This window comes from Listeria valentina, assembly GCF_011800755.1.
Lineage (GTDB): Bacteria > Bacillota > Bacilli > Lactobacillales > Listeriaceae > Listeria > Listeria valentina.
This window is the reverse complement of sequence record NZ_JAATJW010000026.1, coordinates 1-12549: the sequence shown is the minus strand read 5'-3', so window position 1 is coordinate 12549 and position 12549 is coordinate 1. Positions and strand designations below refer to the sequence as shown.

The 12549-nt window shown below is 45.2% G+C and carries 12 protein-coding genes and 1 rRNA gene; all 13 read right to left on the bottom strand.

All coding sequences use genetic code 11. The annotated features are described in order from the left end of the window. Window positions 1–6: 6 nt before the first annotated feature. On the bottom strand, window positions 7–1536 hold the full coding sequence (purH, locus tag HCK02_RS07715; protein WP_167629557.1) for a bifunctional phosphoribosylaminoimidazolecarboxamide formyltransferase/IMP cyclohydrolase: 1530 nt from the start codon (window positions 1534–1536) through the stop codon (window positions 7–9). Further along, on the bottom strand, window positions 1517–2104 hold the full coding sequence (purN, locus tag HCK02_RS07710; RefSeq protein WP_167629556.1) for a phosphoribosylglycinamide formyltransferase: 588 nt from the start codon (window positions 2102–2104) through the stop codon (window positions 1517–1519). Before purN ends, purH begins: the two co-directional genes overlap by 20 nt. Then, the gene (gene purM, locus HCK02_RS07705) at window positions 2101–3141 is read right to left on the bottom strand and encodes a phosphoribosylformylglycinamidine cyclo-ligase (RefSeq protein WP_167629555.1); all 1041 of its coding nucleotides are present in this window, start codon (window positions 3139–3141) and stop codon (window positions 2101–2103) included. Before purM ends, purN begins: the two co-directional genes overlap by 4 nt. Window positions 3142–3155: 14 nt before the next feature. Beyond that, window positions 3156–4592 (bottom strand): amidophosphoribosyltransferase, encoded by a 1437-nt coding sequence (gene purF, locus HCK02_RS07700; protein ID WP_167629554.1) that lies wholly within the window; start codon window positions 4590–4592, stop codon window positions 3156–3158. After that, window positions 4577–6739: a phosphoribosylformylglycinamidine synthase subunit PurL gene (gene purL / locus HCK02_RS07695; RefSeq protein WP_246215554.1), complete on the bottom strand. Its 2163-nt coding sequence runs from the start codon at window positions 6737–6739 to the stop codon at window positions 4577–4579. Before purL ends, purF begins: the two co-directional genes overlap by 16 nt. 43 nt (window positions 6740–6782) lie before the next feature. Then, window positions 6783–7472 (bottom strand): phosphoribosylformylglycinamidine synthase subunit PurQ, encoded by a 690-nt coding sequence (gene purQ, locus HCK02_RS07690; RefSeq protein WP_167629552.1) that lies wholly within the window; start codon window positions 7470–7472, stop codon window positions 6783–6785. A 2-nt stretch (window positions 7473–7474) separates the two neighbouring features. After that, the gene (purS, locus tag HCK02_RS07685; protein WP_167629551.1) at window positions 7475–7720 is read right to left on the bottom strand and encodes a phosphoribosylformylglycinamidine synthase subunit PurS; all 246 of its coding nucleotides are present in this window, start codon (window positions 7718–7720) and stop codon (window positions 7475–7477) included. Further along, window positions 7713–8432 carry a phosphoribosylaminoimidazolesuccinocarboxamide synthase gene (purC, locus tag HCK02_RS07680; RefSeq protein WP_246215552.1) on the bottom strand — a complete coding sequence of 240 codons (720 nt, stop codon included), beginning with the start codon at window positions 8430–8432 and terminating at the stop codon, window positions 7713–7715. The genes purS and purC overlap by 8 nt, the downstream gene beginning before the upstream one ends. A gap of 60 nt (window positions 8433–8492) precedes the next feature. Continuing rightward, entirely contained in the window at window positions 8493–9785 is a 1293-nt protein-coding gene (gene purB / locus HCK02_RS07675) for an adenylosuccinate lyase (protein WP_167629549.1), read from the bottom strand. A gap of 18 nt (window positions 9786–9803) precedes the next feature. Beyond that, the gene (gene purK / locus HCK02_RS07670) at window positions 9804–10928 is read right to left on the bottom strand and encodes a 5-(carboxyamino)imidazole ribonucleotide synthase (protein ID WP_167629548.1); all 1125 of its coding nucleotides are present in this window, start codon (window positions 10926–10928) and stop codon (window positions 9804–9806) included. Continuing rightward, window positions 10921–11409: a 5-(carboxyamino)imidazole ribonucleotide mutase gene (gene purE / locus HCK02_RS07665; protein WP_167629547.1), complete on the bottom strand. Its 489-nt coding sequence runs from the start codon at window positions 11407–11409 to the stop codon at window positions 10921–10923. The genes purK and purE overlap by 8 nt, the downstream gene beginning before the upstream one ends. 198 nt (window positions 11410–11607) lie before the next feature. Then, on the bottom strand, window positions 11608–12165 hold the full coding sequence (locus tag HCK02_RS07660; protein ID WP_115754083.1) for a DUF2179 domain-containing protein: 558 nt from the start codon (window positions 12163–12165) through the stop codon (window positions 11608–11610). A gap of 126 nt (window positions 12166–12291) precedes the next feature. Beyond that, window positions 12292–12407, bottom strand: a 5S ribosomal RNA gene (rrf, locus tag HCK02_RS07655). Window positions 12408–12549: the final 142 nt, after the last annotated feature.

The window sequence follows — 12549 nt, the reverse complement described above, 5'->3', positions numbered from 1 at the left end:
CCTTTCTTAGTGTTTAAAATGCCGTACATTCGTTTTTATCATCGCAAGACCATATTTGTTGGCCATATCAATCGAAGCTTGGTCTTTAATCGAACCGCCCGGCTGAATAATCGCTCGAATTCCAGCTTTCGCCGCTGCTTCTACCGTATCATCCATAGGGAAAAATGCATCACTCGCAAGAACCGCACCAGCCGCTTTTTCACCAGCTTGATGAAAGGCAATCTCTGCCGCCCCGATTCGGTTCATTTGTCCCGCTCCGATTCCAAGCGTCATCTTTGCATTTCCCACTACAATCGCATTCGATTTTACATGCTTCACAATTTTCCACTGAAACAAAAGTGCTTCAAGTTCTTCATCCGTTGGCTTGCGCTCCGTCATCACTTCATAACTTTCACTATCTTCAAGAAGCGTATCACTGTCTTGCACAAGTAGTCCGCCTCGAACAGTCGTCACGTCATAATAACGCGCGCCGCTTGAAATTTCAAGTTCCAGCAACCGAATATTTTTCTTTCTTGTTAAAATCTCCAAAGCTTCCTTGGAAAAACTTGGAGCAATTACAATTTCAAGAAAAATTTCACTCATTTTAAGAGCCGCTTCCCGGTTCACTTCTCGATTTAAAGCGATAATCCCGCCAAAAATAGAGGTCTCATCTGCTTCAAAAGCTTTTTGAAAAGCCTCCTCGATAGAGTTCCCCGTTCCAACACCACAGGGATTCATATGCTTCACCGCTACAGCCGCCGGTTGCTCAAACTCAGCAACAATCTTAAGCGCCGCATCCGCATCTCGAATATTGTTATAAGAAAGCGCCTTACCATGGAGTTGCTTCGCCTTTGCAAGGCTCGCTGCATCCGCAAGAGGTTCCGCATAAAAAGCCGCTTGCTGATGTGGATTCTCCCCGTAGCGCATTTCACTTTGCAAATTATAAGTAAGCGTCAACTTTTCAGGGAACGCTTTCCCTGAAAGCTCCGTCAAATAGCCCGCAATCAGAGCATCATAAGCAGCCGTGTGTCGAAAAACTTTCGCAGCAAGCTTTTCTCGCGTTCCTCGCTTCGTGTCACCTGCTTCGCGTAACTCCGCAAGCACCGCCGCGTAGTCCGCCGCATTCACAAGCACGGTAACCGCCGCATAGTTTTTCGCTGCCGAACGAAGCATCGAAGGCCCGCCAATATCAATATTTTCAATCGCCTCATCAAGTGTTACACCCGTTTTAGCGATCGTTTCCTGAAATGGATATAAATTCACACAAACCAAATCAATCGGCTGAATCCCGTGCGCTTCAATTTGTTTCCCGTGTTCCGGAAGATCCCGCCGAAATAGCAGCCCACCGTGAATCACCGGATGAAGCGTCTTCACGCGCCCATCTAGCATCTCAGGAAACTCTGTCACCTCTTCAATTCCCGTAACAGGTAGTCCCGCATCAAGCAAAGCCTTTTTCGTTCCGCCAGTTGAAATGATTTCATACCCAAGCGAAATAAGTTCCCGCGTAAAATCCACAATCCCCGTCTTATCTGACACACTAATCAATGCTCTTTTCATTTCTTTTCTCCGACTCCTTTTGCATCATTTTTTTCACAACCGCTGGATAAAAACGATGTTCGACCTGATGAATCCGCTCTTCAAGCTGCGCCTTGTTCTCCTCAGGCAGAATTTCAACCCTTTCCTGAGCAATCACAGTGCCCGTATCCATCCCCGCATCTACAAAATGCGCCGTCACCCCCGTTACCTTCTCCCGAGCAGAAAGTGCCTGACCAATCGCATCTTTCCCAGGAAAAAGCGGCAAAAGTGACGGATGTAGATTGATAATTCGGTTCGGGAAAGCCTCAAGGAGCGTCTCCCCAAGAAGCCGCATATACCCCGCCAAAACAATAAAATCCACCTCACGCGCGCGAAGCTCTTCTAAAATCTTTTTTTCGCAAGAAGCTTTGTTCAAAAAGTCGCTTGCCGAAAAAACAAAAGAAGGCAATTCAAATTGATCTGCCCGTTCGAGCACCTTAGCTCCCGGCTTATCGCATACAAGTAGCTTGACCTCAGGCCGGATCACATCATCACGCATCAAAGCTTCAAAATTCGAACCACTTCCCGAAGCAAAAATCGCAATCCTCATTTCCCTTCACCCGAAACAAACTGAACCGCATCCATTTCACGCTTCACAACAGAACCAATCCGGTAAGCTGATTCCCCAAGTTCAGCCAAAACCGCATCCTGAACCTCCGCAGGAACCGCTAACACAAGCCCAATCCCCATATTAAAAATCTCAAACATCTCAAGCTCATCCAAATCTCCTAAGCCTTGCATATGTTTAAAAATCGGTAAAACAGGCCAACTGCCAAGCTCCACTTGCGCCGCCAAATCCGCATCTAGCATCCTTGGCAAATTCTCAACAAAGCCTCCGCCCGTGATATGCGAAATCCCGTGCACTGAATAGCGCTTCAAGACTTCAAGCACCGGCTTTACATAAATCCTCGTCGGTTCGAGAAGCTCCTCCCCGAGTTTCCTGCCAAAAGCTTCGACAAACGTATCAAGAGAAAAATCGTGATCCTTAAAATAAAGTTTCCGCACAAGCGAGTAGCCATTGCTATGTATCCCACTTGAAGCAAGACCGATCAATACATCGCCCGCTTTCACCGCACCTTTAGCAATCAAACGCTCCTTCTCACAAGCTCCGACCGTAAAACCAGCCAAATCATATTCCTTCGGGGCATACATATCAGGCATCTCCGCCGTTTCTCCGCCAACAAGTGCACAGCCCGCTTCCGTACACCCTGCCGCAACGCCCTTCACGATTTGCTCCATCTTAAGCGGCGACGTTTTCCCCGCCGCAATATAGTCCAAGAAAAACAGAGGTTCCGCACCTTGCGCCAAAATATCGTTGACACACATCGCCACACAATCAATCCCGATCGTGTCATGCTTATCCGCCTCAATCGCAAGCAAGAGCTTCGTTCCAACTCCGTCCGTACCAGAAACAAGAACGGGTTCCTTGAGGGCAAGCAAACTAAGATCGAACATCCCGCCAAACGCCCCTAGTGCGCCCATCACACCACGTCGCTTCGTTTGTTCAACATGCTTTTCAATCCGCCGAACAACCTCATAGCCAGCTTCTACATCCACGCCTGCTTTACTATACGCATTTTCCGCCACAGTGTTTCCTCCTTTTAAATTCCGTTTTTTTGCGCTTCAAGACTTGCCAAATATTCCGCTTCATAATCATAAAGTGGCGTTGGATAGTCGCCATTAAAATACGCCATACAAAGCCCGCCATAAGGCTCATCCGGATAAGGTCGCCCGATCGCATTAACGAGCCCTTCTTCACTCAAATAGCAAAGCGAATCCGCGCCGATGATCTGACAAATCTCATCCACATTATAATTCGCCGCAATCAGTTCATTCCGTGTTTGAATATCAATCCCATAAAAGCAAGGGAACGCAAGCGGTGGCGAAGCAATCCGAACATGCACTTCAAGCGCCCCAGCTTCCCGGAGCAAGCCCACAATTCGCTTACTCGTCGTCCCGCGAACAATCGAATCATCAATCATCACGACCCGCTTCCCTTCAACGACCCCACGAACCGCCGAAAGTTTCATCCGAACCCCCTGCTCGCGCAACTCCTGCGAAGGTTGAATAAACGTCCGTGCCACATAGCGATTTTTGATCAATCCAAGCTCATAAGGCAGCCCCGCTTCTTCCGCATAGCCAATCGCAGCAGAAATACTTGAATCCGGAACTCCCGTCACCACATCCGCATCCACAAAGGCCTCTTTCGCAAGCTGTTTCCCGCTTCGCTTCCGTGCCGAATGCACATTAATTCCCGCAATATTAGAATCCGGACGAGCAAAATAAATGTATTCCATACTACAAATCGAATGCTTAACTTCCTTCGTAAACGAATCAATATGCAAGCCATCATCATCCACGATAATCAGCTCACCCGGTTCCACATCCCGAACAAATTCCGCCCCAACCGTATCGAAGGCACACGTTTCAGAAGCAATCACATAACTATCTCCAATTCGCCCAATCGAAAGCGGCCGAAAACCATTCGGATCAAGCGCTGCAATCATCGCATGTTCCGTAAGTAGCATGTAGGCAAAGCCGCCTTGCACTTTTCGAAGTGCTTCTTTTAAATCCTGAATAAAATCCCCTGTCCGGCTGCGCTTCATGAGATGCGCCAACACTTCCGTATCTGAACTCGTTTGAAAAATTGCCCCTTCGCTTTCTAATTCCTTACGAAGCGTCTTCGCATTGATCAAATTCCCATTATGCGCAAGAGCAAGCGACGAATCCTGAAAGTGGAACAAAAACGGCTGAACATTTCCAAGACTTTTTCCGCCAGCAGTCGCATAACGCACATGGCCAATCGCGCCACTTCCCGTTAAGTCTTCCAGTTCCCCGTGCTTAAAAACATCTGCTAATAAACCTAGGTTGCGGTGTCCGCGTAACACTTTTCCATCTGTCGAAACAATTCCCGCACCTTCTTGCCCGCGGTGTTGCAAGCTGTGTAACCCGTAATAAGTGACTTCTGCCGCCTGCGCGTGGTTCCAAACACCAAAAATCCCGCATTCTTCATTTAAACCTTTTATTTCAGCAAGCATGAAAGTGCTCCTTCCCAAATGGCCCGAAGTGCTACGGTTTCTTTTTCTAGCACATCATCTCCACTTTGAATAACTAAGCGGCCATTTTCCGTTACCTTTCCAATTTCGTAAGCTGTGAGTCCTTCAAAATACTGCGTGAACTGGGCACGATTTTCCGGCTTTACCGAAACAAGGAAGCGTGACTGCGACTCACTAAACATTTCTGTGAGTGAAAATGGCAGTTTCACTTCAGCTCCAAATTCACCAGCAAAAGCTGCTTCCGCAAGTGCAACAGCTAAGCCGCCTTCCGCAAGATCATGTGCGCTTCTAACGGTTCCTGCTTGAATTGCCGCAAGAAGCGCCGCCTGTGTTTTTTGTTCGATTTGAAGATCCAGTTCAGGCGCACGTCCAGTTATTTTTCCTTCTAAAAGTTTTTGCAACTCCGACCCGTTAAATTCGGCTTTCGTTTCGCCAATGAGGAATATGAGATCATTTGCCTCTTTAAAGTGTTGCGTTGTAATATCTTTCGTTTGTTCAACTAGGCCAACCATCCCAATCACAGGTGTTGGATAAATGCCCGTTCCATCCGTTTCATTATAAAGCGATACATTCCCAGAAATCACTGGCGTATCCAGTTTGCGGCAAGCTTCACTAATTCCGTCCGCCGCCTTTTCAATTTCCCAAAAAATCTCAGGCTTTTCCGGATTCCCAAAATTAAGTCCGTCCGTAATCGCAAGCGGTTTAGCTCCACTAGCCACAATATTTCGAGCGGCCTCCGCAACAGCAATCGCTCCTCCCATTTCTGGATCCAGATACAAGTAACGCGAATTGCAGTCCGTTGTCATCGCAATCGCTTTATCCGTTCCCCGAACACGAATCACCGCCGCATCAGATCCCGGCGCAACAGCCGTACTCGTCCGCACTTGATAGTCAAATTGTTCGTAAATATGCCGTTTACTAGCAACCGTTGGAGAAGCAAGGAGTTTTTCAAACACAGCGCCGTGGTCTAAGTTGCGTGGCTCAAACGGCTTTTCATTTTGAAAGGCCTTGAAGCGAGCGGGTTCCTTAGATGGCTTGTGATAAACCGGCGCATCCTCTGCTAGCGCATCGACTGGCACATTTGCTACTACTTCCCCGTGGTGAATAATTTTATACATCTTATCATCCGTCACATGCCCAATCGTGACAGCATGCAAGCCATAACGCTCAAATAAAGCTTGAATTTCTGCTTCGTGCCCTTTTTTCACGCAAAGGAGCATCCGTTCTTGCGATTCAGAAAGCAACATTTCATAAGCCGACATCCCCGTTTCTCGCTGCGGGACATCATCCATCACCAGTTCAAGCCCGGCTCCTGCTTTCGACGCCATCTCAGAACTCGAGCTAACAAGTCCAGCTGCCCCCATATCTTGAATCCCAACCAAAATATCGGCATGCTGTTCAATTACTTCAAGACAAGCTTCAAGCAATAACTTTTCCATAAACGGATCGCCAACTTGAACCGCTGAGCGTTGTTGCTCCCCTTCTTCACTAAATTCAACCGAAGCAAACGTCGCGCCATGGATCCCATCTCGACCCGTTTTCGCCCCGACATACATCACTGGATTTCCAGCACCAACAGCCTGACCTTTTTGAATATCTTCTTTTCGAATCAAACCAACACACATCGCATTCACGAGTGGATTCTTCTCATAGCAACCCTCAAATTGCACCTCGCCGCCAACGGTTGGAATCCCGATCGAGTTCCCATAACCAGCAATCCCAGCGACCACTTCACTGACCAAGTATTTAGTATGCGGCTTAGTCAGTTCACCAAACCGAAGCGAATTGAGCATCGCGATCGGCCGAGCTCCCATCGAGAACACATCACGAATAATCCCGCCAACACCCGTTGCAGCTCCTTGATAAGGCTCCACATACGAAGGATGATTATGACTTTCCACTTTAAAAGCCACTCCAAGCCCATCGCCAATGTCAACGATGCCAGCTCCTTCACCAGGACCTTGAAGCACTTGTTTCCCTTCCGTAGGAAATTTCTTTAAAACCGGCTTCGAATTCTTATAGCTACAATGTTCCGACCACATCACTGAAAACAAGCCCGTTTCCGTATAATTTGGCTTTCTCCCAAGAATAGACTCAATCAAAGCATACTCACTATCCGTAAGCCCCATCTCAAGATACACCTTATCCTCTTCAATTTGAATCGCCGTAGGTTCATTTGCTAGCACTTTGATAAGCCTCCTTAAAAGAACTTAAAATCGATTGAAACAATTTAATTCCATCCGTTCCGCCGACAATTTCCTCAACCGCTCGCTCCGGATGTGGCATCATTCCCAAAACATTCCCCGCCCGGTTTACAATCCCAGCAATGTCACCGGTGCTCCCATTTGGATTCTCACTTGCATAGCGGAAGACAATTTGGTGATTTTCTTCCAGTTCCCGGTACGTCTCAGGATCCGTATAATAATTGCCTTCTCCGTGCGCAACAGGAATCTCAATTTCTTGATGCAACTCGTAGCCGCTCGTAAAGATTGTATCCGCATTTTCCACACGAAGCGGCACCGTTTTGCAGACAAAATGCAAATTATCATTGCGAAGTAACGCTCCCGGAAGTAGCCCCACTTCTGTCAAAATCTGGAAGCCATTACATACGCCAAGTACAGGTTTCCCTTCGTGAGCAAATCGCAAGACTTCTGGCATGATATTCGCAAATTTAGCAATCGCCCCAGTCCGCAAATAATCCCCATAAGAAAATCCGCCGGGAAGTAGCACCGCATCAAAGCCATCCAGTGAAGTCTCCGCATGCCAGACAAATTCCGCTTCTTCCTCAAGCACATCACGAATCGCATGCAACATATCAAGATCACAATTTGAACCTGGAAATTGAATCACCGCAAATTTCATCTTTAAGCCTCCTCGATTTCATAACGATAATCTTCCATCACTGGATTCGTTAGCAACTTATCGCACAACTCATCTAACAATTCATGAATATCCCGTTCCGTTTTCTCTACTTTTAATTCCATATATTTCCCGATCCGCACATCGTTTACAGCCTCATATCCCATACTTTTCGCCGCATCTTTAACCGCCGTTCCTTGCGGGTCAAGTACACTTTTCTTTAAAGTCACATAAATTTTAACATTATACATTTTCCGTAACCTCCTCAAGGCGAGCTAAGATTTCATCATAAACTGTGATTAAATTCCCAATATTCCGACGAAAAACATCCTTATCGAGCTTTTCCATCGTCTCCATGTCCCAAAGTCTGCAAGTATCAGGCGAAATTTCATCAGAAAGAAGTATCTCCCCGTCCTTCGTCCGACCAAATTCCAACTTAAAATCAACCAAGATCACGCCCGCTTTTTCAAAAAGCTCGGTTAGCACTACATTAATTCGGCGTGCTTCTTGCTTCAAAATCTCCACTTCCCGATTTGTTGCCACTTCTAAAAACAAAACATGATCGTCATTGATAAATGGATCATTTAGCGCATCATCCTTGTAGTAGAACTCCACAATCGGATTTTCAATCCGTTCGCCTTCTTTCCTTCCGAGCCGCTTCGCAAGACTTCCTGCAAGAACATTTCGAACAACGACTTCAAGCGGAATAATCTCTACTTCTTGAACCAACTGTTCTGTCTCTGAAATTTCCTCGATAAAATGACTGTTAATCCCATGTGCCTTCAGATAACGAAAAATAAGCGAAGTGATTTGATTATTGCGTCTTCCTTTTCCTGCAAAAATCTCTCGTCTTTCGCCATTTAATGCCGTCGCGTCATCTTTATACGCCACACGCAAAACGCCCACATCCGGGGTTTTATACAATTTTTTTGCCTTACCTTCATAAATCAACTCGTCTTTCACGCTATAACGCTCCTTTTTTATTGAAAGTAGCGTGCCCGCAAAAGCTGCGGGCATGCCCTGTTAAAGCCCTAAACGGTTAAAAATCATATCGACATTTTTCAAGTGATAATTATAATCGAAGCAATCGGCAATTTCTTCTTCCGAAAGTAAAGATGTGATTTTCGGTTCGCTCTCCACCAATTCTCTAAACGGCGTGTGCGTTTCCCAAGCTTCCATCGCTTTCGGTTGAACCGTATCATACGCTTCTTCACGTGCCATGCCTTTATCAATCAAAGCAAGTAATACACGCTGCGAATAAATCAGTCCAAGTGTTGCATTCATATTTCGTTTCATATTTTCTGGGAAAACGGTTAAGTTTCGAACGATCGAACCAAAACGATTTAAAATGTAATCTAGCAGAATCGTGGCATCCGGTAAAATGATTCGTTCTGCCGAGCTATGAGAAATATCACGTTCGTGCCATAGTGAGACATTTTCATACGCTGTTATCATGTGACCACGAATGACACGTGCAAGCCCTGTCACATTCTCAGAACCAATTGGATTTCGTTTATGTGGCATCGCAGAAGACCCTTTTTGCCCTTTCGCAAAAGCTTCCTCCACTTCACGCACTTCACTTTTCTGCAAGCCACGAACTTCCACTGCAAATTTTTCAATTGAAGTCGCAATAAGTGCGAGTGTAGCCACATATTCCGCGTGACGATCGCGTTGCAAGGTTTGCGTTGAAATCGGTGCAGGCGTTGTGCCTAACTTCCGGCAAACATACTCCTCAACTGCGGGATCAATATTCGCATATGTGCCAACAGCCCCAGACAATTTCCCAAATTCCACACCTTTTGCCGCGTGATCGAACCGCTCCAAATTCCGCTTCATCTCTTCATGCCAAAGAGCCAGTTTCAAGCCAAACGTAGTGGGCTCAGCGTGAACGCCATGTGTCCGTCCCATCATCACCGTATACTTATGCTCTTTTGCTTTTTCTGCAAGAATTTGGATGAAAGCTTCTAGGTCTTTACGGAGAATATGATTGGCTTGTTTGAGCAAATAAGAATTCGCCGTATCCACCACATCTGTTGACGTTAAACCGTAATGTACCCATTTTCGTTCTTCACCGAGCGATTCAGAAACAGCCCTTGTAAAAGCCACAACATCATGACGAGTTTCTTGTTCAATTTCTTTGATCCGCTTCACATCAAAAGTTGCGTGTTCACGAATTTTAGCCACATCTTCTTTTGGAATAACACCAAGTTCAGCCCAAGCTTCGCAAGCCAAAATTTCAACTTCAAGCCAAGCTTTAAATCGATTTTCTTCCGTCCAAACTTTGTCCATTTCTTCCCTAGTATAGCGTTCTATCATTCGTTTTCGTTCCTCCACTTAATCCCAAATTTGTGTTTCCTTTAAGTCACGCAGTACGGCTTCCGTATCGTTTGTGAGAATCGTAATGTGCCCCATCTTCCGATCACGTTTGACTTCTTTTTTACCATAATAATGAACGAACCAGCGTGCATAATTCCCCATATTTTGATTGACCCCTTCAACATGCTGCCCTAAGATATTGACCATCACAGCAGGTTTTAAAAGTTCCGGTTTCAAAAGTGGCAGCCCGACAATTGCACGAATATGTTGGGCAAACTGCGAAATCGAACAAGCTTCAATCGAATAGTGCCCCGAATTATGTGGTCGAGGTGCTAATTCATTAACATAGAGCGCACCAGATTTTGTCACAAACATTTCGACAGCTAGCACTCCTTCAAGATGTAAAAATTCGGCCAGCTTTTCAGCAATTGCATGTGCTTCTTCATCTGCATCTTGGTCAATTCTTGCCGGTACAACTGATGTGTGTAAAATATTATTCACATGAACATTTTCGCTCACAGGGAATGTCTCCACCTGTCCAGCCCCATTTCGAGCGACAACAATTGAAATTTCTTTTTCAAACGGAATGTAGGCTTCAAGTACACAAGACCCATAACGTAAAAGTGGTAAGGCTTCTTCAATATCGTTTTCCTCACGCAAAACAAATTGACCCTTGCCATCATAGCCACCACGGGCCGTTTTCAAAATAGCTGGGTAGCCAATCCCCTTAATTTTTTCCCGAATATCTTCTTCATCAACTACGACCGCGTAAGGCGCAATATTAATGTTGCATGACTCTAAATAAGCTTTTTCAAGAATGCGATCCTGGGTAATCGATAGAAGCTCTGTCCCTTGCGGAATCCAAACTAACTTCTCAATATCCGCGAGCGCATCATAATCGACATTTTCAAACTCATACGTCACAACATCTGCATGAGCAGCTAGCTCCCGAAGCGCTGCCGAGTCATCATATTCAGCTATAATCTGTTCATCACTGACCTGACCTGCTGGACTATCAACAGTAGGATCTAAAACAATAATTCGATACCCCATTGCCTTGGCGGATAGTGCCATCATACGTCCCAGCTGACCACCACCAATAATTCCAATCGTGCTATTTGGAAGCAAATATTTTTTACTCAAGACTATCACTACTTTCCTGTACATTTTCTTCTAGTGTAGCACGTCTTTTCGCTAATCTGCTAGTAATAGTTTCATTAGAAATTGATAAGATTTGAGCTGCAAGAAGTCCAGCATTCGTAGCCCCTGCATCTCCAATCGCGACAGTTGCAACTGGAACGCCTCCAGGCATCTGAACAATCGAAAGAAGGGAATCAAGTCCATTTAGCGCTTTCGACTGCACAGGCACTCCAATCACAGGGAGTGTTGTTTTTGCCGCAACCATACCTGGAAGATGTGCAGCGCCTCCAGCCCCAGCAATAATCACCTTAATCCCTCGATCTCTCGCGGTCTCTGCATATTGAAACATCAGATCAGGCGTACGGTGAGCAGAAACTATCTTTTTTTCATAGGAAATCTCTAGTTCATCCAATATCAGACAAGCCTTTTTCATCGTACTCCAATCTGAAGTACTTCCCATAATGACTCCAATTTCAGCAGGCATGCGCTGCTCATCTCCTCTTCTCATGAACTAAACATCAATAACACTTTCATTCTAACAATAGCGAAGAGAAATGTCAATTCGAAAATCGAACGTTTATTAAACTAAAAACACGAACGTTCGTGTTTTTAGTTTATTTTGAACGATTCTAATCAAAAAACGGACAAGAAATAAGAAATTTCTTGTCCATTCGATATCATATCATTCTTGATTTTGATTTTTTTTAGCTTGAAGTCTTCTAACGTGTCTAACCCAAAAACCGCCATGAATTTGCTTAGGTTCAGAAGAAACAATAAATGCCTTTTCATCAATTGCAATAATTTGCTTATAAAGCTTATGTTCATACTTACGAGGAGTTAAAATTTCAAGCATCATTCGCTCACCATCACGCCCATTTGCAAGCCAGCTTGTAACACCGTAACCCTTCTCGCGAATTTGATTCGGTAAATCTAAGTTATATTCCTTTGTAATCACATTAACAGTAATATATCCGAGAGCGAGTCTCTCTTCAATCTTCATTCCGATAAACAAGCCAACTCCATAACCAACAGCATAAGCAATCACATTGGCAATGTTGTTTAAATTATTAAGTACTAAACTCAAGGCGACCACATAGATGATCATTTCAAGCATACTAACAAAAGCTGCTAAATAGCGGTAACCTTTCATCGTTAACAAAAGCCGCACTGTCGAAATGGCAACATACAAGATATTAACTATAAAAATGGTGATGACTACACCTACTGCTCCTTCTAGCATGACGACACAACCTTTTACTGGAATAAGAATTTTTAGCGTTCCCTTGTACTATTCCATTTAATGAGAACTGTCAAACATAGTGGACAATAAAAAAAGAATCTGGATGCGTTTCCAGATTCTTTACTTGCCCGGCGGCGACCTACTCTCACAGGGGGAAGCCCCCAACTACCATCGGCGCGGAGAAGCTTAACTACCGTGTTCGGGATGGGAACGGGTGTGACCTTCTCGCCATAGCCACCAGACAAGGAATATGAAAGAACGTTGTTCTCTCAAAACTAGAGAAGAAAAGTGTGTAGCCCTGAGAACGGGAAAGTTCTTTTTGAGGTTAAGTCCTCGATCGATTAGTATTTGTCCGCTCCATATGTCGCCATACTTCCACTCCAA